The 23,582-nt window shown below is 61.3% G+C and carries 20 protein-coding genes; 9 read left to right on the top strand and 11 right to left on the bottom strand.

Going from position 1 to position 23,582, the window contains the following annotated elements:
• Positions 1-102 precede the first annotated feature (102 nt).
• Entirely contained in the window at positions 103-561 is a 459-nt protein-coding gene (locus IPK09_07800; protein MBK7983518.1) for a YaiI/YqxD family protein, read from the bottom strand.
• Positions 562-670: 109 nt separating this feature from the next.
• Between IPK09_07800 and IPK09_07805 the strand changes: the two genes are divergently transcribed.
• Positions 671-1,999 (top strand): MFS transporter, encoded by a 1,329-nt coding sequence (locus IPK09_07805; GenBank protein MBK7983519.1) that lies wholly within the window; start codon positions 671-673, stop codon positions 1,997-1,999.
• A 73-nt stretch (positions 2,000-2,072) separates the two neighbouring features.
• Here IPK09_07805 and IPK09_07810 read toward each other — a convergent pair whose 3' ends face one another.
• The 3 genes from IPK09_07810 to IPK09_07820 all read right to left on the bottom strand — a co-directional run bounded on the left by IPK09_07810 (position 2,073) and on the right by IPK09_07820 (position 8,549).
• On the bottom strand, positions 2,073-3,074 hold the full coding sequence (locus IPK09_07810; protein ID MBK7983520.1) for a dihydroorotate dehydrogenase-like protein: 1,002 nt from the start codon (positions 3,072-3,074) through the stop codon (positions 2,073-2,075).
• A 127-nt stretch (positions 3,075-3,201) separates the two neighbouring features.
• Positions 3,202-6,786 (bottom strand): pyruvate:ferredoxin (flavodoxin) oxidoreductase, encoded by a 3,585-nt coding sequence (gene nifJ, locus IPK09_07815; GenBank protein MBK7983521.1) that lies wholly within the window; start codon positions 6,784-6,786, stop codon positions 3,202-3,204.
• Positions 6,787-6,893: 107 nt separating this feature from the next.
• Positions 6,894-8,549, bottom strand: a complete 1,656-nt coding sequence (locus tag IPK09_07820) for an NAD(P)-binding protein (GenBank protein ID MBK7983522.1) — start codon at positions 8,547-8,549, stop codon at positions 6,894-6,896.
• A gap of 374 nt (positions 8,550-8,923) precedes the next feature.
• On the opposite strand from IPK09_07820, the gene IPK09_07825 reads away from it, so the two are divergent.
• Both IPK09_07825 and msrQ read left to right on the top strand, forming a co-directional pair.
• Positions 8,924-9,934, top strand: coding sequence for a zinc-binding dehydrogenase (locus tag IPK09_07825; GenBank protein ID MBK7983523.1), 1,011 nt, complete (start codon positions 8,924-8,926; stop codon positions 9,932-9,934).
• A gap of 350 nt (positions 9,935-10,284) precedes the next feature.
• Entirely contained in the window at positions 10,285-10,905 is a 621-nt protein-coding gene (msrQ, locus tag IPK09_07830; protein MBK7983524.1) for a protein-methionine-sulfoxide reductase heme-binding subunit MsrQ, read from the top strand.
• On the opposite strand, the gene parC is transcribed toward msrQ, so the two are convergent.
• Together parC and IPK09_07840 are read right to left on the bottom strand one after the other, a co-directional pair.
• The gene (gene parC / locus IPK09_07835; GenBank protein MBK7983525.1) at positions 10,872-13,112 is read right to left on the bottom strand and encodes a DNA topoisomerase IV subunit A; all 2,241 of its coding nucleotides are present in this window, start codon (positions 13,110-13,112) and stop codon (positions 10,872-10,874) included. The genes msrQ and parC overlap by 34 nt on opposite strands.
• Before the next feature lie 114 nt (positions 13,113-13,226).
• Complete coding sequence (locus IPK09_07840) at positions 13,227-13,451, bottom strand: hypothetical protein (GenBank protein ID MBK7983526.1); 225 nt, start codon at positions 13,449-13,451, stop codon at positions 13,227-13,229.
• Between the two features lie 285 nt (positions 13,452-13,736).
• Between IPK09_07840 and IPK09_07845 the strand changes: the two genes are divergently transcribed.
• Positions 13,737-14,630 carry a carbon-nitrogen hydrolase gene (locus IPK09_07845; GenBank protein ID MBK7983527.1) on the top strand — a complete coding sequence of 298 codons (894 nt, stop codon included), beginning with the start codon at positions 13,737-13,739 and terminating at the stop codon, positions 14,628-14,630.
• Between the two features lie 14 nt (positions 14,631-14,644).
• Positions 14,645-15,502 (top strand): isocitrate lyase/PEP mutase family protein, encoded by an 858-nt coding sequence (locus IPK09_07850; GenBank protein MBK7983528.1) that lies wholly within the window; start codon positions 14,645-14,647, stop codon positions 15,500-15,502.
• Here IPK09_07850 and IPK09_07855 read toward each other — a convergent pair.
• The 5 genes from IPK09_07855 to der form a co-directional block, all read right to left on the bottom strand.
• Positions 15,487-16,113 (bottom strand): dual specificity protein phosphatase family protein, encoded by a 627-nt coding sequence (locus tag IPK09_07855; GenBank protein ID MBK7983529.1) that lies wholly within the window; start codon positions 16,111-16,113, stop codon positions 15,487-15,489. The genes IPK09_07850 and IPK09_07855 overlap by 16 nt on opposite strands.
• A 119-nt stretch (positions 16,114-16,232) precedes the next feature.
• Entirely contained in the window at positions 16,233-16,577 is a 345-nt protein-coding gene (locus IPK09_07860; GenBank protein ID MBK7983530.1) for a carboxymuconolactone decarboxylase family protein, read from the bottom strand.
• A gap of 5 nt (positions 16,578-16,582) precedes the next feature.
• Positions 16,583-16,795 carry a DUF2892 domain-containing protein gene (locus tag IPK09_07865; GenBank protein MBK7983531.1) on the bottom strand — a complete coding sequence of 71 codons (213 nt, stop codon included), beginning with the start codon at positions 16,793-16,795 and terminating at the stop codon, positions 16,583-16,585.
• A 53-nt stretch (positions 16,796-16,848) separates the two neighbouring features.
• A complete protein-coding gene (locus IPK09_07870) occupies positions 16,849-17,856 on the bottom strand; it encodes an SLAC1 anion channel family protein (GenBank protein ID MBK7983532.1) in 1,008 nt (335 codons plus the stop codon).
• 141 nt (positions 17,857-17,997) lie between these two features.
• Positions 17,998-19,386 (bottom strand): ribosome biogenesis GTPase Der, encoded by a 1,389-nt coding sequence (gene der, locus IPK09_07875; GenBank protein ID MBK7983533.1) that lies wholly within the window; start codon positions 19,384-19,386, stop codon positions 17,998-18,000.
• 152 nt (positions 19,387-19,538) lie between these two features.
• Between der and IPK09_07880 the strand changes: the two genes are divergently transcribed.
• From IPK09_07880 to IPK09_07895, 4 genes are all read left to right on the top strand, one after another.
• Positions 19,539-20,717: an MFS transporter gene (locus IPK09_07880; protein MBK7983534.1), complete on the top strand. Its 1,179-nt coding sequence runs from the start codon at positions 19,539-19,541 to the stop codon at positions 20,715-20,717.
• A 115-nt stretch (positions 20,718-20,832) separates the two neighbouring features.
• On the top strand, positions 20,833-21,474 hold the full coding sequence (locus IPK09_07885) for a phosphoribosylanthranilate isomerase (protein ID MBK7983535.1): 642 nt from the start codon (positions 20,833-20,835) through the stop codon (positions 21,472-21,474).
• On the top strand, positions 21,452-22,678 hold the full coding sequence (gene trpB / locus IPK09_07890; GenBank protein MBK7983536.1) for a tryptophan synthase subunit beta: 1,227 nt from the start codon (positions 21,452-21,454) through the stop codon (positions 22,676-22,678). The genes IPK09_07885 and trpB overlap by 23 nt, the downstream gene beginning before the upstream one ends.
• Positions 22,679-22,693: 15 nt before the next feature.
• A complete protein-coding gene (locus IPK09_07895) occupies positions 22,694-23,524 on the top strand; it encodes a tryptophan synthase subunit alpha (GenBank protein MBK7983537.1) in 831 nt (276 codons plus the stop codon).
• Positions 23,525-23,582 lie beyond the last annotated feature (58 nt).

The raw sequence follows: 23,582 nt of genomic DNA on the forward strand, positions 1-23,582 counted from the left end.
CTCATTGTTGTACATTTGTACATTTAATAAGCGAGCTTGGTACTCCAAGCGCTGGCCTCATCGTCGGCTGGCTTGAGCAGACGCCAGCCAGGGCTTGCAAAATCAGCGTTTAGCCGATCGCTGTTGCGTCAGCCAGCGATCCAAGCCATTGGCGAAGGCTTGCTTGTCGCGGTTGTCATAAGGCGGCGGCCCACCGGTCGCCACCCCAGTCGAACGCAAGGCTTCCTTGAAGTCGCGCAGGCTCAACCGCTCCTGGATATTCTCGGGCGTATAGAGCTCGCCGCGCGGGTTCAGGGCGGCGATGCCTCGGACCACCAGCCGGGCCGCCAGCGGAATATCCGCCGTGATCACCAGATCGCCATTTGCCGCGTGCTGGACCATATAGTCATCGGCTTCATCCAGCGCTTGGCCGACTTGTACGGCTGAAATCAGCGCTGACGGTGGCAGGACGAGCCGGCGGTTGGCGACCAGCGTGACCGGGACACCGACTCGACGCGAGGCGCGAAAGACCACGTCCTTGACCGGACCCGGACTGGCGTCGGCATCGATCCAAATTCTCATCATTGCTCCACGGTTTCACGCCTCTTGGCGGATTTGGCCACCCCGGCCGAGCACGGCGCGGCAAACTTGCTACGATGTGTGGTGAATTCAACCATAAGAAGTACCGGTCATGACAACTCCGACAGCAAAAACGCCCACCTCCTTTGATCCAGCGCGTTTTACCCGCGCCTGCTGGACCATTTACATCATTCTGGCGGCCGCCTATCTCCTGGTGTTTTTTCACCGCATCGCACCGGCTGTGGTCTCCGCCGACCTGATGCGGGATTTCGGTACCACCGGCGCGGCTTTGGGATCGCTGGCGGCGACGTATTACTACATCTATACCGCCATGCAAATCCCCGCCGGGGTGTTGGCGGATACCGTGGGCGCGCGGGTTTTGGTGACGGTCGGTAATGCCGTCTCTGGAGTGGGCTCTATTTGGTTTGGTCTGGCGGATACCCTCTGGCAAGCGTCACTGGGCCGGACCTTGGTCGGATTGGGCGTGTCGGTGGTGTTCGTGGGGCTGATGAAAAGCAACACCGTGTGGTTCCGGGATCGGGATTACGGTTTTATCAGCGGCTTGACTCTGCTGTTGGGCAACATCGGGGCCATTCTGGCGGCTGGCCCCCTGGCGGGATTGTTGACGTTGTGGTCCTGGCGGTGGGTGTTCGTCGCCTTCGGCCTTATCGCCCTGGTGCTGGCGGTGCTGTCGTGGCTGATCGTGCGCGACAGACCGGAGGCGCTGGGGTTTCCCTCGGTCCGGGAAATGGACGGTAAACCCGCGCACGCGGGACGCGACCGCCACTGGTGGCACGATTTGCTGGGCGTATTGGCCACCCGCCGGGCCTGGCCGGGTTTCTGGGCCAATCTGGGAATGCCGGGCACTTTTTTAGCGTTTGTCGGGCTGTGGGCGATTCCCTTTCTGCGCGATGTTCACGGTCTGGAGCGGTCCGCAGCCTCCCTGTACACCACCTTCGCCTTGGCCGGTTTCGCCTGCGGTGCGTTGTTTCACGGCTGGTGTTCCGACCGTCTGGGCCGGCGCAAACCGCTGTTGGTCAGCGGGACCTTGCTGTATGCGATTGCCTGGACGGGAATCGTTTATGGCGGTTGGACGCCCGGCGGCACAGGCATGGCTTGGTTCGTGTTGATGGGCTTCAGTTGCGGCTCGTTCGTCCTGACCTATGCCGGCGCCAAGGAGGTGGTTGCCCCGGCGCTGTCGGGCATGGCCATCGCCCTGGTCAATACCGGGATTTTCCTGGGCGCGGCGCTGGTCCAGCCGCTGTTTGGCTGGATCATGGATCTGACGTGGCGAGGCGCTCTCACCAACGGGGTCCGGACCTATGGCATCGCCGATTATCGGGCTGGATTTCTACTGATTCTGGCGGGCGTGGTGCTGGCGGTCGCGGCTTCGACCTTTTTTTATGAAACCCACTGTCGGAATAGCACGCTCGGGGATTGACGGGCGGTTTTCGGACAAAAAAAGGGATCGCTTGCGCGATCCCTGAGACCTCCAAGCGAGAGGAGCAAATCAATCAGATGTAATCGCCCTTGAAGCTTTCGAGGGTCTTGATGTAGTTGGCGCGCTCGAAGGCGGTCGGATCGGCTACGTTCTGTTGGCTCATCGAGCCTTTCATCTGTTCGACCGATGTGTAGTTATGCATCTCCATCCAGGTCTGCAAACCATCGCGCAGCGTGGTCATGTAGTCGATGCCGTTCTTGAGCAAAGCCGAGGTGGTCATCACCACATCCGCGCCCGCCATCAGATACTTCACCACTTCCACCGGCGTGTGCACGCCGCGAGTCGCGCCCAGCGAGGCCCGCAAGCGTCCGTACAACACCGCGATCCACAGCAACGGCAAGCGCATCTCATCGGGCGAACTCAGATTGAGATTCGGCGCTACTTCCAGCTTGTCCAAATCGAAATCCGGCTGATAGAAGCGGTTGAACAGCACCAACGCATCCGCGCCGGCATCGTCCAGGGATTTGGTCATCGAACCGATCGCGCTGAAAAACGGGCTCAATTTCACCGCCACCGGCACCGTCACCGCCGCTTTGACCGCCTTGACGATTTCGATGTAACGCTGTTCCACGGCGCGCCCGTCGGTGGTCAGATCGGCCGGAATGTAATAGATATTGAGTTCGATGCCCCTAGCCCCGGCCTGCTGCATCAACTGCGCGTACTCGATCCAGCCGGTGCTGGTGATGCCGTTCAGGCTGCCCATGATGGGGATATCGACCGCCTCGGACGCCCGCCGCAACAGATCCAGATAGCTGTCCGGACCGACCGTATAGTCATCGACTTCCGGAAAGTAATTGAGCGACTCGGCGAAGCTTTCGGTGTTCGCCGTCATCAGATATTCCAGCGCGGCGCTCTCGTGTTTCAACTGTTCCTCGAACAGCGAAAACATGACCACGGCCGACGCGCCGGCGTCCTCCAAGCGCTTGATGTTGGCCACGGTTCCCGCTAGCGGCGAGGCCGACGCCACGATGGGATGCTTCAATTCCATCCCCATGTAAGTGGTTCGTAAATCCATGGTGATACCTTCTGCGTGCAAGATGTCGGTGGATCGTCAGCCCTTTACCACTGGCGGTGCGCTAGCGCGTGCTCCTCCCCCTGCCGGGACGAGGAGCGCGCCTGGAGGTTCAGGGATGACGCGCCTTTTATTGTTTGTACGTCGGCTGGAAGGCCGCGCCGCTGCGCGCCGCCATTTCCTCGTACACGGCCCAGCGCTGGTTGATCGCCTGCTGTCCGAGTTCCATGAGATGTTCGGCCTCCTTGGGATTGGTATAAGCCAGCACCTTGTAGCGCACCTCGTTGTAAGCGTACTTCTTGAGCGGGATCTTCGGCCGCGCCGAATCCAACACGAACGGATTGTCGCCGGACTCGCGCACGCCCGGATTGTAACGGACCAGCGGCCAATGGCCGCTTTCCACCGCCAGATGCTGCTGGTCGAGACCGCGCTGCATGTTGATGCCGTGGGCGATGCAGTGGCTGTAGGCCAGAATCAGCGACGGCCCCCGATAGGCTTCCGCCTCGCGGAAGGCCAGCAACGCCTGCTGCGGGTTGGCCCCCAGCGCGATCCGCGCCACATAGACGTTGCCGTAGGAAATCGCCTGTAGCGCCAGGTCTTTCTTGCCGACCGCCTTGCCGGCCGCCGCGAACTTGGCCACCGCGCCCAGCGGGGTGGATTTCGACATCTGGCCGCCGGTGTTGGAATAGACCTCGGTGTCCATGACCAGGATGTTCACATCGCGGCCGCTGGCCAGCACGTGATCGACCCCGGAAGAACCGATGTCGTAGGCCCAGCCGTCGCCGCCGACGATCCAGATGCTGCGCCGGACCAGTTGGTCGACGATCGCCAACAACTGCGCGGCGCGCGGGTCTTTGCTTTCTTTCAGGCGCTGCTTGAGTTCGGCGACTCGGCCGCGCTGGCGGCGGATGTCGATTTCGCTGACCTGTTCGGCCTCCAACAAATCCTCCACCAGCTCCTGGCCGATGCCGGACGCCAGCGCCTGCAACAGCTCGCGCGCGTAGTTCAGGTGCATGTCGGCGGTCAGCCGGAAGCCCAAACCGAATTCGGCGTTATCCTCGAACAGCGAATTCGACCAGGCCGGGCCGCGCCCTTCGCTGTTGATCGACCACGGCGTGGTCGGTTGGTTGCCACCGTAGATCGAGGAGCAGCCGGTGGCGTTGGCCACCAACAGCCGGTCGCCGAACAGTTGCGACAGCAGTTTGACGTAAGGGGTCTCGCCGCAGCCGGAACAGGCGCCGGAGAACTCAAACAGCGGCGGCAAGAATTGCACGCCGCGCACGGTCGAAAAATCGACCCGGCCGCGATCCACTTCCGGCAAGGTTTCGAAGAAGCCGATATTGGCGCGCTCGTCGTCCAGCACCGGCTCCTTGAGCGCCATGTTGATGGCCTTGTGGCCGACCTTTTCCTTGCTCTTGGCCGGACAGACTTCCACGCACAGCGAACAGCCGGTGCAATCCTCCAGATAGACTTGCAGGGTATAGCGGATATCCGGGAAGCCGCGGGCGTCGATGGGCGCGGTCTTGAACGCTTTTGGCGCGCTTTCCAAGCCTTGCTGGTGATAGAACTTGGAGCGGATGACCCCGTGCGGGCAGACCATGCTGCAATTGCCGCACTGAATGCAAATCTCCGGCTCCCAGATCGGTACGAAGTTGGAGATGTTGCGCTTTTCCCACTTGGTGGTGGCGCTGGGATAGGTGCCGTCCACCGGAAAGGCGCTGACCGGCAGCTCGTCGCCGCGTCCGGCCATCATCATCGCCGTCACGTTGCGCACGAAATCGGGTGCGTTGGCCGGCACCACCGGCGGCAGCGCCCGAGTGCCGGTGGCCTGCGCCGGCACCGGAATTTGCTTTAAGTTGACCAGGGTATTGTCCACTGCCACGAAGTTCTTGCGCACCACTTCCTCACCCTTGCGGGCGTAGGATTTCTTGATCGAATACTTGATCTTGTCGATGGCCTTGTCGCGCGGCAGCACCTTGGAAATGGCGAAGAAACAGGTCTGCATGATGGTGTTGATCCGCGTCCCCATGCCGTTGTCGCGGGCCACCTTTTCGGCGTTGATGCCGTAGACCTCCAGTTTCTTGGCGATGATTTCTTCCTGAACCGGCCGGGGAATGCGATCCCAGGCTTCCTCCGGCTCGTGCGGGCTGGTGTTGAGCAGCACGATGGCACCCGGCGCGGCGCGGGTCAATACGTCGCCGCGATCCAGGAAGTTGAACTGATGGACGCCGATGAAGTTGGCCGATTGCACCAGATAAGGCGCCTGAATCGGATCGGGGCCGAAGCGCAGATGCGAAACCGTCTGCGAGCCGGACTTCTTGGAATCGTAGACGAAATAACCCTGGGCGAAAAACTCCGGGTCGTCGCCGATGATCTTGATGGAGTTCTTGTTGGCGCCGACCGTGCCGTCCGCGCCCAGCCCGAAGAACATCGCCCGCACCACCTTGTCGGATTCGATGACGAAATGCGGGTCCACCGTCAGGCTGGTATGCATCACGTCGTCGTTGATGCCGACGGTGAAGTGATTCTTGGGCTTGTCCTTGCGCAGCTCGTCGAACACCGCCTTGACCATGGCGGGGGTAAATTCCTTGGACGACAGGCCGTAGCGGCCACCGACGACGCGCGGCAGGCTTTGCGTGCGCAGCTTGCCGTCCATCTGCGCCTCCACCAAGGTGTTGACGACTTCCAGATACATCGGCTCGCCGGTCGCGCCCGGTTCCTTGGTGCGCTCCAGCACCGCGATGGACTTGGTACTGGCCGGCAGCGTCGCCAGGAAATGCGAGGCCGACAGCGGCATGTACAGCCGGACCTGCAACACGCCGACCTTCTCGCCGCGCGCGTTCAGATAACCGGCGGTCTCGCGGGCGGTCTCCGCGCCGGAACCCATGATGATGATGACCCGCTCGGCATTGGGATCGCCGAAGTAGTCGAACAAGTTATAGCGGCGGCCAGAGACGCCGGCGAACTTGTCCATCGCCGCTTGCACGATCTGCGGCACCTTGGCGTAGAACGGATTGACCGTTTCGCGGCTTTGGAAATAGGTATCGGGATTTTGGGCGGTGCCGCGGATGAACGGCCGGTCGGGATTCAGCGCTCTGGCGCGATGGGCCAGCACCAGATCGTCGCGAATCATCGCCCGCATGTCGTCGTCGGTGAGCAGGGTCAGCTTGTTGACCTCGTGCGAGGTACGGAAGCCGTCGAAGAAGTGGATGAACGGCACCCGCGCTTCCAACGTAGCGGCCTGGGCGATCAACGCCATGTCGTGGGCTTCCTGCACCGAGGCCGACACCAACATGCAAAAGCCGGTCGGGCGCACCGACATCACGTCTTGGTGGTCGCCGAAGATCGACAAGCCCTGGGTCGCCAGCGCGCGGGCGGCGACGTGGAACACCGCCGAGGTTAGCTCGCCGGCGATCTTGTACATGTTGGGGATCATCAGCAGCAGACCCTGCGACGCGGTGAAGGTCGTGGTCAGCGCGCCGGTCTGCAACGCGCCGTGCGCCGCGCCAGCCGCGCCGCCTTCATGCTGCATCTCCATGATCAGGGGGACGGTCCCCCAGATGTTTTTGATCCCTTCCGAGGCCCACTGATCCGCCAGTTCGGCCATGGTCGAGGACGGCGTGATGGGGTAGATGGTACAGATTTCGTTCACGCGATAGGCGACGTAGGCGGCGGCCTCGTTGCCATCGATGGTGGTGACTTGCCGTTCGGTCATTGTGCTTCTCTTCTCTTGGCCCGAGCCACGCGGCGACAGGCAGTGGATTCAAAAATTTATGCGCGGCCCCTCCCGTGCGGGAAAGGCGCGCGATTTCATTGATCGGTTCAACTGGCCGGCTGTGACGCCTCCGCCGGCGGCTCGGGGATCATGTCGATGGCATGGCACGGACATTGTTCGAAGCACACCGCGCAACCGGTGCACAGCTCGTAGTTGTAGCGGTAGCGTTTGCCCGGCCCCAGCTTGATGATGGCGTCTTCCGGACAAGCGCCGTAACAGCCGTCGCACTCGTAGCAGTTGCCGCAGGACAGGCAGCGCCTGGCCTCGTACAGCGCTTCTTTTTGACTCAAGCCGCCCACCACTTCCTCGAAGCTGCTGACCCGCTGCTTCATCTCCAGATGGCCCTGCGGGCGCTGGGCGGCGTCGGTGTAATACCAGACGTGCAGCTTCTCGAAAGTCGCCAGATCGTGCTTGGGCGGCTTGACATAAGAGGCGCCGCGCAGCCAAGTATCGATGTTGCGAGCGGCTTTCTTACCGTGGCCGACGCCGATGGTGACGGTACGGTCGGAAGGCACCATGTCGCCGCCGGCGAACAGGCCGGGATAACCGGTCATCATGTTCTCGTCCACCGTCACCACGCCGTCGTCCTTGAATTCCACGCCCGGCACCTTGCGCATGAAACTGGTATCGACATCCTGGCCCAACGCCATGATCAGCGCATCGGCTTCCAGCGTTTCGAACTGTCCGGTCGGTTGCGGCCGGCCCTTGGCGTCGACCTCCATGATCTCCACCGTGAACTTGTTTTCCTCGATGTTCTTGATGGTGCGCAGCCAATGAATCTTCACGTCCTCTTCGAGCGCTTCGGTCGCTTCGAAATCGTGCGCCGGCATGTGGGCGCGGTCGCGGCGGTAGATGATCAGCGGCTCGTAACCGAGGCGCTTGGCGACCCGAGCGGCGTCCATCGCGGTGTTACCGCCGCCGTAGATGGCGACCTTGCGGCCCAGCTTCGGCGCGTTGCCGGTTTCCACATCCTTGAGAAAGCTGATGGCGTCGAGCATCTTGCCGGCATCGCGGGAAGGAATCTCGGTGCGCTTGCTGATGTGCGCCCCCACGGCGATGAACAGCGCGTCGAACTTGCCGGCTTCCTTTTCCGCCATCAGGTCATCGACCCGGTGGTTGAGGACGATCTTAACGCCCATGTTCTCGATGCGCTTGATCTCGGTGTCCAGCACGTCGCGCGGCAAACGATACGAGGGAATGCCGAAGTGCATCATGCCGCCGGCCATCGGCCCGGCCTCATGGATTTCGACGGTGTGGCCCATCCGGGCCAGATGGTAGGCGGCCGACAAACCGCTGGGGCCGGCGCCGACCACCAAGATCCGTTTGCCGGTCGGCGGCGCGGTCACGGTAAACTGCCAGTTTTCCTGCAAGGCCAGATCGCCGAGGAAGCGTTCCACAGCATGGATGCTGACTGACGTATCGAGCTTGCCGCGGTTGCAGGCGGTTTCGCAGGGATGATAGCAGACCCGCCCGTGGATGGCCGGCATCGGATTGTTCTCGGTCAGGCTCTGCCAGGCTTCCTTGAAGCGACCGGCTTGCGCGTGCGCCAGCCAAGCTTGGATATTCTCGCCCGCCGGACAGGCGTTGTTGCAGGTGGGCAGCAAATCCACATAGAGCGGCCGTTGGATACGCTGGGGGCCGACGTTACGCTTTTCGTGCGTCAGATCTAGCGGGCGTGTCATATTGATAGGCTTGTCAGTCATCGTGCTTCTCTTCGTGCTCGTCTAGTGGTGAGGGATACCCTTCCGCCTCCGCAAAGGAAATGGCTAACAAAGGAGTCACGGCAGCTTGCGCTTCCCGATGCTTGTCAGTAGGCGTGAGGCAATAATGCTTTCAGTCCGGGCTGATCGATGAGCGCGCTCGAAGGGCGCGGTTGTTGTCGGGATCGCTCCCGGCGATGTTCGTCCAGTAAAGCTAGATCATTGTTTGGGGAAAGTGAAGAAAGGCGCGTCAAGGATGTTCGGTTTCGTCCGCCGCTACCTTGCTTGACAGTATTTTGGAGCCTATAAAGTTTCACAGCATAGTTTAAATGACAACGTTCTGACCTGAACCGCAACCCTTTTCAGGAAACCCTCGCATGAAAGCCATCGTCCTTTCGAAACTCGGCGGCCCAGAGCAGTTACAGTTGATCGAAGTCCCCACGCCCGAACCTGGCCCCGGTCAGGTTCGGGTTCGTTTGCGCGCGTCCGCGCTCAACCGGCGCGATGTGTGGATCACCCTCAATCAGTATCCCAAGATCCGGCTGCCCGCGATCATGGGTTCGGATGGCGCCGGCGTAATCGACAAGCTCGGCGCGGATGCTCCGTCTGGCTTGCTCGGCCAGGAGGTCATGATCTATCCGGCCTACGATTGGGGTACGGACACCCGCTTTCCCAGCGCCACTTTTCGGGTTTTGGGGATGCCCGATCCCGGCACCTTCGCCGAATTCATCTGCGTGCCGGCCGGCCACGTTGTTCCCAAGCCGGATTTTCTGAGCTGGGAACAAGCGGCCGCTTTTCCGCTGGCCGGGCTGACGGCGTGGCGAGCCTTGATGACCCAGGCGGCGGCGCAACCCGGCGAAACGGTCCTGGTCACCGGCATCGGCGGCGGCGTGGCGACCTTCGCCATGAAATGGGCGATTGCGCTTGGGGCAAAAACCTTTATCACCAGCGGAAATGCGCCCAAACTGGAGCAAGCCCGCCGGCTTGGCACTGCCGGAGGTATCGATTATCACGTTGAAAACTGGCCCAAACAACTGGCCGAGCTGACCGGCGGCGTGGACGTAGTTATCGATGGAACCGGCGGCGCTAATTTCCCCGGTTGTTTTTCCTTGCTCAAACCGGGCGGGCGGCTGGTCGTTTACGGCTCCACCGCCGGCAATCCGCCGACCGGCCTGGATCTGGTGCGTTTGTTTTTCCGACAGGCGCGAATCATCGGCTCCACCATGGGCTCTCCAACCGAATTCGCGGCGATGCTGGAATTTGTGGTCAAGCATCGCATCGAACCGGTCATCGACCGGGTTTTCAGGCTCGATGAGGCGATAGCTGCGCACCAGCATCTGCTAGCCGCCCAGCAACTGGGAAAAATCGTCTTGCGCCATGAAACCTAAGCAACGCGCGCCTTAAGGTTTGAAAGACGGCATGTCACCCAATGGCCGCTATCCTAATTTCTGAAACTTTGTTTTGAAAATTTTCTTGACGCAGTGCAGCATATCGCTTATACTGCACCGCAACATTCGGTGGTTAATGTTGTTTTTCAAACTTCTCCTTTGGTGGTTGCTTGCCGGAACTTCGGGTTCCGGCTTTTTTTTGCAACCGCAAAAAAGAACTTGACGCAGTGCAACAATGCTGTTTAACTTATTCCTGACATCGAAAGATGTCGTTCTTCTCCACACCTTCCTTTGGTGGTTACTTTGCCGGAGCCTTTGGTTCCGGCTTTTTTAATGCCACCCTGCGCCTCATGCCGCTCCAAACCCTGCGCCCACCTCTTTTTATTACCAAGGTCTTGGTATTCAGCGCCAGTCTGTTGCCCCTAGCTTGGCTGTGCTGGCTGGTTTGGCACGAGCAACTGGGCGCCAACCCGGTCGAAACCTTGAGCCATTTTACCGGCGATTGGAGCCTGCGTTTTCTGCTGATGACCTTAGCCATCACCCCGCTGCGCCAGATCACCGGTTGGAACAATTGGATTAAATTTCGGCGGATGCTGGGACTGTTCGCCTTCTTTTACGTCTGCCTGCATTTCAGCGTTTACTTGATTTTCGATCAGTTTTTCGATCTGAACTCGATCATCGAAGATGTCGCCAAACGGCCCTACATCACGGTCGGCTTCGCCGGTTGGTTGTTGTTGATCCCGCTGGCGGCCACGTCCACCAACGGGATGATCAAGCGGCTGGGCCGCAACTGGCGGCGACTGCACCGGCTGGTCTATCTCATCGGTTTGCTCGGCGTGCTGCACTTTCTCTGGTTGGTCAAGGCGGACATCACCGAACCGCTGCTGTATGCGGGCATCTTGGCCTTGTTGCTGGGCTATCGGCTCTGGCGGCGCGTTCAGTCGGCGACGGCCAACCGCTCCACCCGTTGAAAACCGCGCGGCAGCGGCTTGCCCCGCCGGCCGCGCTCGCCCGCGTAGGCTTCCAAATCGGCGGGCTTGAGTTTGAAATCCCGCTTGCCGGCGGTCAGGATCACGCCCTTGTCCGACGGTAAAAGGATCAGCGCAACCAGTTTTTCATCTCCCGGCAAGTCCAGAATTTTATTGCCTTTTCCCTTGGGCAAGCGCGGCAATTCACTCACCGGAAACACCAACAACCGGCCGCCACTGCCGACCGCCGCCAAGCGTTCAGTTTCGAGGTTGACAACGGGCAACGGCGCAAGAATCCGCGCGCCGTCCGGCACGGTCAGCACCACCTTGCCGGCCTTGTTGCGGCTGAGCAGATCGTCGAACGCGCAGATGAAACCGTAACCGGCGTCGGTTGCGAGCAAGTACAGGTCTTCAGGATTGCCCAGCAGCACGCTGACGAAACGCGCGCCGTCGGGTGGGCTGAGCCGGCCGGTCAGGGGTTCGCCGTAGCCGCGCGCCGAGGCCAAACCCGCCACCGGCAGCGTGTAGGTGCGGCCGGTGGTATCGAGAAATACCGCCGCTTGATTGCTGCGGCCTTGGGCTTGATCGAGCAAACCGTCGCCCGCTTTATAACTCAGCGCCGCCGCGTCGACTTCATGACCCTTGGCGGACCTTACCCAGCCCTTTTGCGACAGCACCACCGTCATCGGTTCGCTCGGCGTCAGGCTGGCCTCATCCAAGGCTTGCGCCGCGCGCCGCTCCACCAGCGGGCAGCGGCGCGGGTCGGCGTAACGTTTGGCGTCGTCTTGGATTTCCTTGCGGATCAAGGTCTTCAAGCGCCGTTCCGAACCGAGCAAGCCTTGCAACTGCTCTTGTTCCTTGCGCAGTTCGTCCTGCTCGCCGCGCAGCTTCATTTCCTCCAGACGCGCGAGGTGGCGCAGTTTGGTTTCGAGGATCGCCTCGGCTTGCATGTCCGACAGTTGAAAGCGCGCCATCAACACCGGTTTGGGTTTGTCCTCGGTGCGCAGGATGCGGATCACTTCGTCCAGATTGAGATAGGCGATCAGCAAACCGTCGAGAATATGCAGGCGTTGCTCGACTTGATCGAGCCGGTATTGCAGCCGCCGGCGGACGGTGGCGACGCGGTAACGCAGCCATTCTTCGAGGATTTGCTTGAGATTTTTGACCTGCGGCCTGCCGTCCAGGCCGATCATGTTCAGGTTGACCCGATAGCTCTTTTCCAGGTCGGTGGTGGCGAACAGATGATCCATCAGCAAATCGACATCGACCCGATTCGAGCGCAGTTCCAGCACCAGCCGGGTCGGGTTTTCGTGGTCGGACTCGTCGCGCAAGTCTTCGACCATCGGCAATTTTTTCTCGCGCATTTGCGCGGCGATCTGCTCCATGATCCGCGCGCCGGACACCTGATGCGGCAAGGCGGTGATCACCACCGATTCGCCGTTTTCCCGCTCGAAGCGGGCGCGCAGCCGCACCGCGCCATTGCCGGTCTGGTACAGCCTGCGCAACTCCTCGCGCGGGGTGATGATTTCCGCCCCGCTGGGATAATCGGGCGCGGGCACCAGCTCGCACAGCGTGTCTAGGGAACTGTCGGGCAGATCGAGCAGTTGAATGCAGGCGGCGGCCAGTTCGCCGAGGTTGTGCGGCGGGATGTCGGTCGCCATGCCGACCGCGATGCCGGTCGCGCCGTTCAGCAGCACATGCGGCAGGCGGGCCGGTAGCAAGGTTGGTTCGTCCAGGGTGCCGTCGAAATTCGGCGTCCAATCGACCGTGCCTTGACCGAGTTCGGACAGCAACACTTGCGCGAAGGGCGACAGCCGCGCCTCGGTGTAACGCATGGCGGCGAAAGATTTGGGATCGTCCGGCGAACCCCAATTGCCCTGCCCGTCCACCAGCGGATAGCGGTAGGAAAACGGTTGCGCCATCAGCACCATGGCTTCGTAGCAGGCCAGATCGCCGTGCGGGTGGTATTTGCCGAGCACGTCGCCGACGGTGCGGGCGGATTTTTTGTGCTTGGAATTGGCGGAGAGGCCGAGTTCGGACATGGCGTAGACGATGCGCCGCTGCACCGGTTTCAGCCCGTCGCCGATGTGCGGCAACGCCCGGTCGAGGATGACGTACATGGAATAGTCCAGATACGCCTTTTCGGTGAAAACTTTGAGCGGGACGCGCTCCGCCCCGTCGGCGGCGAATGATTCAGTAGGGTTAGCCATGATGAAAACAGAAGAAGGGTTCAGAGGAGAATTATAATTATCAATATCTTACCCTAATTCCTAACCGGAATTTTGGTTTTTGCGACATGGAACCGTGCAAATATTCCATGCAATTTAGAAATTGCACGGATGAACCCCCGCAGTGAATATAAAAATCACCCGCCCCGCAAAACGGTCGTTTAGCCTTGGGGGAATAAGTTCGGCCAGGTCGATGCTGGCGTCAGGGCAGAGGATAGGGGCGATGAAGCCGGATTGACAGGCGTCGCGCTGGCGGTATGCGCCGTTGGCGGGTTCGCGATAGATTTCCAATTGTCGGTTTTGCACGTCCAGCAGCCACACTTCCGGGATGCCGTTTTTGGCGTACAGCGGGATTGTGACTATCCGGCAAATCCTTTACCGGCGTGGCGGCGGGTGAGACGATGGCGGCGGGACTGGTGGTTTTGCCATCCTTCAACCGCATCACCAGGAATTGCGGCGGGTTGCTAGACTCAACGTGACGGATCATGAGCGCGGCCATGGCGGCTACTCCTGTCTTGGCGCAACGATCCTTAAAGGCGATTCATAGACTATTCATGACATTATAGTTTCGATACGCTCATCTGCTCCAAGTTCAAGGCCCAACCCATGCCCCCCAAAAACTTGACCGTCGGCTTGGTCCAGCAAGCCTGTAGCGCCGACCGCAGCACCAACTTCGCCGCCAGCCTCGACGGCATCCGCGAACTGGCCGGCCATGGCGCGCAACTGATCGTGCTATCCGAACTCCACGCGATGCCCTACCCCTGCCAAACCGAAAATCCCGCTTTATTCGATTGGGCTGAACCCATTCCCGGCCCGACCACGGAAGCCTTGAGCGCCATCGCCAAAGAACTCGGCGTGGTCGTCGTCGCCTCGCTGTTCGAGCGCCGCGCTGCCGGCCTGTATCACAATACCGCCGTGGTGCTGGAACGCGACGGAGCCATCGCCGGAACCTACCGCAAAATGCACATTCCCGACGATCCCGGCTACTACGAAAAATTCTATTTCACCCCCGGCGATCTCGGCTTCAAGCCCATCGACACCTCGGTCGGCCGGCTCGGCGTGCTGGTCTGCTGGGATCAGTGGTATCCGGAAGCGGCCCGGCTGATGGCATTGGGCGGCGCGGAACTGCTGCTGTATCCGACCGCCATCGGTTGGAATCCGCACGACGATGAGGAAGAACGCCAGCGGCAATGGGAGGCATGGATCGTCATCCAACGGGCGCACGCGGTCGCCAACGGCCTCCCGGTCGTGGTTTGTAACCGGGTCGGTTTCGAACCCGATCCGTCCGGCCACACCCCCGGCGCGCAATTCTGGGGCAGCAGTTTTATCGCCGGCCCGCAAGGCGAATGGTTCGCCAGCGCCCCGCCCGACCAACCGGCTACGCTGGCGGTGGACATCGACCTCAACCGCTCCGAGCAGGTGCGGCGGTTGTGGCCTTTCTTGCGCGACCGACGGATCGACGCCTATGAGGGCCTGTTGAAACGCTATCTGGACCGCTGAAAGGACGAACGCTCATGCCTGCCCCCGCCGACCGACTCCGCGCGCTGCTGGCCCAACCGGGTCTGCTGCTGATGCCCGGCTGTCACGACGCTTTATCCGCCAAACTGGTGGAACAAGCCGGTTTTCCGACCGCGTTCATGAGCGGTTTCGCCGTCTCCGCCGTCCGCTTGGGCCTGCCCGACACCGGCTTGATTTCCTACGGCGAACTGGTCGAACAGGGCCGCAACATCTGCGGCGCGGCCTCCATCCCGTTGTTCGGCGACGGCGATACCGGTTTCGGCAACCCGCTCAATGTCCGGCGCACCGTCGAAGGTTACGCCCGCGCCGGTTTCGGCTGCATCATGATCGAAGATCAGATCATGCCCAAACGCTGCGGCCACACCCAAGGCAAGGCCGTGGTCGGGCGCGAGGAAGCTTTCATGCGGATTCAAGCGGCGGTGGACGCCCGCGACGAGGGCGCGGACATCTTGATCATGGCGCGCACCGACGCTCGCGCCACCGACGGACTGGACGAAGCCATCGCCCGCTGTCAGGCGTTCGCGCGAATCGGCGCGGACATCACCTTTCTGGAAGCGCCGCTGAGCGAAGCGGAAATGCGCCGTTACTGCACGGAAGTACCCGGCTATAAGATGGTCAATTTGATTGAATCCGGCAAGACGCCGCTGTTGCCGCTGCCGCAATTGGAAGCCATCGGCTACAAGATCGCCGTCTATCCGCTGACTTTGTTGAACGTTTCGATCAAGGCCATGCGCGCGGCGCTGGATCGCATCCAACAAGGCGAAACGGCGGAGGTGCTGGATTTTCAAGAGGTGCAAGCGGCAGTCGGCTTTTCCGACTATTACGCCGGCGAGGAACGCTACCGCGTCCCGTGAGGACGCTCATCAGCCAGAATGATATCGTGCCGGATTTCCTGTTCCGCCTGAAGCCAGTTTTCCCACGCCTCCCGCTCCGGCCGCTCGCGGCTGAGTTCGAACGCGCGCCGGCGGATGCGTTCCTCATGCGCCAGCGTCAAATCCTCGCGGCAACCGTGATAAGCCTCCCAGGTCGGGAAGATTTCCGGGCGCGCGTGCAGGAGCGACTTCATCGCCTCCTCCAAACTCGCCCCCTCGATCCAGGTCAAATAAGACACCACCACCAGCGAAGCGCGATTGATCCCGGCGGTGCAATGCACGTAGACCCGATGGTTCCGGCGCAAGAGATCGGTCAGCGCCCGCACCGCCGAGGGCAGGCCACGCCGCTGGTCGTCGGGGTCGAAATCGCGCAGCGGGCAGCGCGTCATGACCAAGCCGAGCGCGCGGCCCTGGCGCAGATGGCGCGGGTAGTCGATCTCCAGCGCCTCCAGGCATTCGTCGTGCTGGAGCGAGAGCATGGCGGTAACCTGCGTTTCCGCCTGAATGATGTTGAGGTCGTTGGAACTGCGCGGGCAGCTACCGATGACCAGATCGCGACGGACGACGTTCCAATTCAGGGTACAGGTCCACATAGATGAGGCGCTAACCGAGTGATCCCAAAACTATAGATGCTGCGCTTTCGCTCCATCATAAAAAACGGGCTGGCTTGAGGGCCAACCCGTTCGTAAAGCGGCGCTTTCAGGTGGCGCGCTTAACTCTGAAACTCCTCATACGCACGCAACGCCTCGGCGGCGTACATCAACGAAGGCCCTCCGCCCATGTATACGGCGACCGCCAAGGTCTCGTTGAGTTGCTCGCGGGTCACGCCCAATCGCACCAGCGCTTTCATGTGGAACCCGATGCAACCGTCGCAGCGCGCGGCGATGCCGATGGCGAGCGCCATCAATTCCTTCTGCAATTCCGACAGCACGCCAGGCGCCATCGCCGCCTTGGCCATGGCTCCGAAACCGGCCATCGTCCCACCGGCCTCTTTGCGAAACGAGCCGAGTGCTTGATTGATGTCTTGGGTGATTTGCTTGAACGATTTGCTGCTCATGGTCACTAACCGATGGAGCCTCCCTGGGAAGAATCGAGCTTGCAGGTGTTCATACCGAACAAGCTATAAGCCGGGCAGAACCGGAAGATGCCCGTCAGCAGCGGCACGATGCCGATCCAGCCCCAAGCGCCGATGGTTCCTGCCAACGCCAACCCAACCAACAACGCTCCAATCACGATCCGGGCGATCCGGTCAGGACTTCCAACATTGATTTGCATGTTATTTCCTCCTCAATAGCCTCGTTGATAAAACGCTCTCGCCCACAGCAATTTTAGTCTGGCCGACAAATCTCTCGACGCCAGACCGCGATTAAAGTTCGAACCGCCAGCGCCGCCACCACCAGACTGAGCAGCGCCAGCAACCCCATTCCCAAAGGCTGGAAAATCGCATCGGGCAAATGCACGCTCATGACCAAGGTGGCGAGGGTCAGCGCCGCCAGCGGAAAGGAATAAGCCCACGCCGAGATGAAAAACGGCAGCCGCAAAAAGCGCACGGCGTTGCTGGCCAACAATAGCGCCAGAAACAGCGCGGTGTAATACAGCACCCGCGCGAAGCCGTCCACGGCTCCGGTCATGTTGACATAGGCGATAAACCCCACCGACGGCGGCGCGAGCAGGATGAACAACGTCGGGGCCAACCGCGCCGGCAGCGGCTCGTGAAAAATGAGTCGGTACAACACAATGGTCAACAACACGATCCAAAACACCACGCCGATGCTGAAGAAAAACCAAGAGATTTCCGGCGAGGCGAGCCGGATTCCGGCCACCGGCACGATGATGTTGCCGACCACCGGAATAAACCACGCCGGATTGGCGTGCTGGATGGCGTAGTGGGTGTGATGAATCCAACTGCCGAACACGCCCAAGGTCAGGCCAAGATGCAGGACCGCGCCCGTCACCCACAACCAAAACGCCAGCACCGGAGCGGCTTCGAGATAGCAAACCGACAACAGCAGCAAGGAAATGGAGATGGTGGGAATGAAATTGATCTTAATCGGGTGGCGCATCTCCAGCTTGACGGCTTCGGGATGGCGCGCCGCCTTCAACAGATAAAACACCAACAACAAGACGAAAAGCGCGCTGGCCACCCCGCGCAAGCCCTCGCCCACGATGACCGGCGCGCCCAGAACGGCATGGGCCTTCAGCCAAGCCAAGGTCAGACCCGAAGTGCCCATCACCGCTGAAAACAACGTCACCGGAAAATGTTCGAGCCAATGGTGGGGGCGTTCTTGAGGCGGCGCGTCGCCGGGCGCGGCGGATGCGGGAGCCGAGGTCGTCATGTCAAGTCTCTACGCGCGGTTATCGGTCGAGATCGCGCCCCTCATTTCGCGAGATGGCGAATCAGCTTAAACCCAGTCTATTTATTATATCATAATAAACTAATATTAGATCAACAGTATTCTAATTTATATTTAAATTCATTAGTTTGGTTTTTTTGAACGCCCGCCGCCCTTGGTCCGACCGCCGGCGGGTTTAAAGGGGTTTTCTCCGCCTCGAAATTCGATGCGGACCGGCGTACCCCACAAATTCAGACGCTTGCGGTAAACGCCGGCCAGATAACGCCGGTAGGACTCCGGTACGTGAGCGACCCGGTTGCCGTGGATGACGATCATCGGGGGGTTTTGACCGCCTTGATGGGCGTAACGCAGCTTGATGCTATGTCCCTGCACCAGCGGCGGCTGGTGAGCGGCCAATGCGTCTTCCAAAATCCGGGTCAGCTCCGGCGTGGACAGCTTGCGGGTGGCGGCGGCGTGAGCTTCCCGCACCGAGCCGATCAGCTCGCCGACGCCGGTGCCATGCAAGGCGGAAATAAAGTGGATTTTGGCGAAGTCGAGGAAATTCAGCCGGCGGTCGAGATCGTTTTTGACTTGAGCGCGCGTGTCGGGATCGAGATGATCCCATTTGTTGACCGCAATCACCAAAGCCCGACCGCTGTCCAGAAGCAGACCTAACAAACTGGCGTCCTGCTCGCTGACGCCTTGGCGGGCATCCAGCACCAACACCGCCACATGCGATTGCTCGATGGCTTGGAGCGCCTTGATCACGCTGAATTTTTCCACCGCTTCGCTGATTCGTCCCCGACGGCGCACCCCGGCGGTGTCGATCAAGACATACCGCTGGCCGTCGCGCTCGAAGGGAACCGCCACGCTGTCGCGGGTGGTGCCGGGCAGATCGCAGGCCAGCATTCGTTCCTCGCCTAGCAAACGGTTGACCAGGGTGGATTTGCCGACGTTAGGGCGACCGACCACCGCCAGTTTGATCGCCCTTTCCGGTTCTTCCGCCGCTTCGGATTCCCGCGATATTTCTACTTCGTTGGCGGCTGGCAGCGCGGCGAAAACTGCTTCCATCAAGGTTTCGACCCCTTGATTGTGAACGGCGGCGATGGTGTGGAGATGGTCTAGGCCGAGGGCGTGAAAGTCGGCGCTCAGCACATCGGGATCACGATGTTCGGCTTTGTTGATGACCAAATGAAAAGGCTTGCCGGCGCGACGCAATTGTTTGGCGATGTCCTCATCGGCCGCCGTCAAGCCGGCGCGTCCGTCCACCAGCAGCAGTACCGCGTCGGCTTCCTCGATCGCCCGCCACGCTTGCTGCCGCACCATCCTGGCCAAACCCTCGCTCTCGTCGGTCAGGCCGCCGGTATCCACCACCACATAGGGGCTTGGACCCCGTTGGCCGATGCCGTACTGACGGTCGCGGGTCAGGCCGGGCAAGTCCGCCACCAGCGCGTCACGGGTGCGGGTCAGGGAATTGAATAAGGTGGATTTACCGACGTTGGGCCGGCCGACCAGGGCGATGACGGGAAGCATGAGGAGCTATTATGATTCGATGAAACCAACAGAGCTAGGCATTATGCCTGAAACTTCCCCTGTGACGGCCATTAGTTCTGAAGTGTTAAAATGGGGTTGACTCATCGACTCAATAAATTCAACCGCATCCAGAGAAGCACGACGACAGAAAAATGGACCGCTCCAAAATCGCCCTAATTGCTCTGGCGTTCGTGGCGTTTATCGCTCTCGGAATGCCGGATGGCGTGTTGGGCGTGGCGTGGCCCTCCATTCGCGCCGATTTCGCCATCCCACTGGATTCGATGGGCGTCCTGCTGCTAGCCGCTGTCAGCGGCTATCTGGTGTCCAGTTTTTCAAGCGGCCATCTGATAGCCCGCCTCGGTGTGGGTTTCGTCTTAGCCGCGAGCTGCGCCCTGACCGGAATCGGTTTGATCGGCTATACGCTGGTACCGGCGTGGTGGATGATGGTCTTGCTGGGCAGCGTGGCTGGCTTGGGCGCGGGCGCGATCGACGCCGGCCTGAACACCTATGCGGCAACCCACTTCAGCGAGCGGGTCATGCAATGGCTGCACGCCAGCTACGGGATCGGCGTCACGCTCGGTCCCATTATCATGACCGTCGCCCTGGCGGCCCTGAACTCCTGGCGGATCGGCTATCTCGTGGTGGGTGGATTTCAATTGCTGCTGTCGGCGTGCTTCCTGCTCACGATGTCGAGATGGGCCGAGGTCAAAACCAACCCCGACCGCGACCCGCCGGAAAAACTGACGGATTACCGGACCTCGTTTCGCGAGACGCTACGGCGCGCCAGAGTATGGTTGAGCGCCTTGTTGTTCTTGCTGTACACCGGCTCGGAAGTCACCGTGGGCGTTTGGGCCTACACCCTGCTCACCGAAGGGCGCGGCATTTCACCGGCGGCGGCGGGTTTAGTGACGGGAAGCTACTGGGCGACTTTCACCGTAGGCCGGATCGTCGCTGGGATATACGCCAAACGGCTTGGCATCGATGCCCTGATCCAACGCGGCCTGTCGGGCGCGTTGCTGGGCGCGATCCTGTTATGGTGGAATCCGCTGGAGGCGACCGATCTCGTGGCGGTGGCGTTGATCGGCTTCGCCGTCGCCCCCATTTTCCCCGCGCTGGTTTCGGGCACGAGCCAGCGGGTAGGCGCACGCTTTGCGGCCAACACTATCGGCCTACAAATGGCGGCGGCCAGCCTGGGAACCGCCATCATTCCCGGTTTGATAGGGAAACTGGCCCGCCAAATTTCCCTTGAGATCATCCCGGTCTGCCTGATTATTCTGTTTGCCAGTTTATTCGGGTTATACAGTATCGCCAAGGTCGGCAAGGAAGCCTAGACACCGGGTGTTCGATCGTTGGCCCCTACCGGCTTCGCCTCCCTGCCCTGCAAATCCGCTAACTTTCTGCTACTCTTCGCACTCCGCTGGCCGCCCCCTCTCTCGCACCTGGTTCATGACCCCAATTTCCCGCGCTCGCGTCAAGATTTGCGGCATCACCCGCCCCGAAGACGGCGCGATGGCGGCTGGTTTGGGCGCGGATGCCATCGGGCTGGTGTTCCACCCCGCCAGCCCCCGATTTGTTGGCGCCGATGCGGCCCGACGGATCATCGCCGCGCTACCGCCGTTCATCACCACGGTCGGTCTGTTCAGAAATGACCCGCCGGCGATGGTGCGCGCGATTCTGGCGACGGTCCCGCTGCATCTGCTGCAATTTCACGGCGACGAAGACCCCGACTACTGCGCTGCGTTCGGTCTGCCTTATCTCAAGGCCGTACCGATGGGTTCCGGCGCTGACGTGCGAGACTACGAACGGCGCTTCGCCACGGCGGCGGGCCTCTTGCTCGACAGCCACGGCGGCAACACAATGGGCGGTACCGGCGAGCGCTTCGACTGGAGCCGGATTCCCGCCGAACGGCACAAGCCACTAATTTTGGCGGGTGGCCTGGATTCGGGCAACGTCGCCGCCGCGATCCAACAGGTCCGTCCCTACGCGGTCGATGCCAGCAGCGGCGTAGAAACGGCCAAGGGCATCAAAGACGTCGAACTGATGCGCGCATTCCTGCGAGGTGTGTATGACGGTGAAAGCCCTGCCTGATAAGGTGGATTACAGCCAGTTTCCCGACGCCACCGGCCATTTCGGCCGTTACGGCGGCCGCTTCGTCGCCGAAACGCTGATGGAAGCGCTGCATGAGTTGAACGAGGCGTGGCAAAACTACCGCAACGATCCCGAATTTTTGGCGGAACTGGACGCCGATCTGGCGCGTTACGTGGGGCGGCCGAGCCCGCTTTATCACGCCGAGCGCTGGAGCCGGCAACTGGGCGGCGCGCAAATCTATCTCAAGCGCGAAGACCTCAACCACACCGGCGCGCACAAGATCAACAACACCGTCGGTCAAGGCTTGCTGGCCGCGCGGATGGGCAAAACCCGCTTGATCGCCGAAACCGGAGCCGGCCAGCACGGCGTCGCCTCGGCCACCATCGCCGCCCGCCTCGGCATGGAATGCGTGGTCTACATGGGGACGGAAGACATCAAGCGTCAGTCGTTGAACGTTTATCGCATGAAGCTGTTGGGCGCGACCGTCCGGCCGGTGGATGCCGGCTCCCGCACGCTCAAGGACGCCCTCAACGAAGCCTTGCGCGACTGGGTGACCAACGTCGATAACACCTTTTACATGATCGGCACGGTCGCCGGCCCGCACCCCTATCCCTTGATGGTGCGCGAGTTTCAAGCGGTGATCGGCCGTGAGACCCGCGAGCAGATGCTGGCCGATTGCGGCGTTCTGCCGGATGCCTTGGTCGCTTGCGTCGGCGGCGGCTCCAACGCCATCGGCCTGTTTCATCCGTTTCTAAACGATTCCGAGGTCGCCATCTACGGGGTCGAGGCGGCCGGCGCGGGCATCGAATCCGGCCGGCACGCCGCCACACTCTGCGCCGGCCGACCCGGCGTGCTGCACGGCAACCGCACCTATCTGCTGAACGACGCCGACGGTCAGATCGTCGAAACGCACTCTGTTTCCGCCGGCTTGGATTATCCCGGCGTCGGGCCGGAACACGCCTGGCTCAAGGACATCGGCCGCGTTCAGTACGTCGCGATCACCGATGATGAAGCCCTGCAAGGTTTCCACACTCTCACCCGCACCGAAGGCATCATCCCGGCGCTGGAAAGCAGCCACGCCCTGGCCTACGCCGCCAAACTCGCTCCGACCCTGCGCCCCGATCAGCGGATCGTGGTCAATCTGTCGGGACGCGGCGATAAGGACATCCACACCGTCGCCGCGCTGGAAGGCATCCCACTTTAAAACGGGTTTCACCGCATGAACCGCATCACCCGCCGTTTCGATGCCTTGCGCCGCGCCGGTCGCAAGGCTCTTATTCCTTACATCACCGCCGGCCACCCTCACCCGGAGTCAACCGTCCCCATGCTGCACGCGCTGGTGGACGCCGGCGCGGACATCCTCGAACTGGGCGTACCGTTTTCCGACCCGATGGCCGACGGCCCGGTGATCCAAAAAGCCTGCGAGCGCGCGCTGGCGCAAGGCATGTCCTTGCGCAAGGTGCTGGCGCTGGTGCGCGAATTCCGTCAGACCGACCGCGAAACACCGCTGGTGCTGATGGGTTATCTCAATCCCATCGAGAGCATGGGTCATGCCGCTTTCGCTAACGCCGCTCGCGATGCTGGCGTGGACGGCGTGCTGACCGTCGACCTGCCGCCGGAAGAAGCCGGAGAAATGGCCGAGTTGCTCGATAAGGCGGGGATCGCGCCGATCTTCCTGCTGGCCCCGACCAGTTCCATCGAGCGGGTCCGGCAAACCGCTCAGTTGGCGCGCGGCTATCTGTATTACGTCTCGCTGAAAGGCGTGACCGGCTCGGCGGCGCTTGATGTGGCCGATGTCGCCGCCAAGCTGGCGGCCATCCGCGCCTGTACCGATCTGCCGCTAGGTGTCGGGTTCGGGATCAAAGATCCACCGACCGCCGCCGCCATCGCCAAGATCGCCGATGCCGTGGTGGTGGGCAGCACCTTGGTCGCTCGAATGGGAGAACTGGCGGACGATCCCGAACGGATGCGTCGTGAAGTCGCCGCGCTGCTCGCCGCCATGCGCCAAGCGATGGATCAAGCGCTCGCCTCCGCCGCTCTCGCGCAGTGAACGCCTGCTAGCGGACTTCCTTTTCTGCGTATAGATCGATTGGATAAGGCGCGCTCAG

Source organism: Candidatus Competibacteraceae bacterium, from assembly GCA_016713505.1.
In the GTDB taxonomy this organism is placed as follows: Bacteria; Pseudomonadota; Gammaproteobacteria; order Competibacterales; family Competibacteraceae; genus Competibacter_A.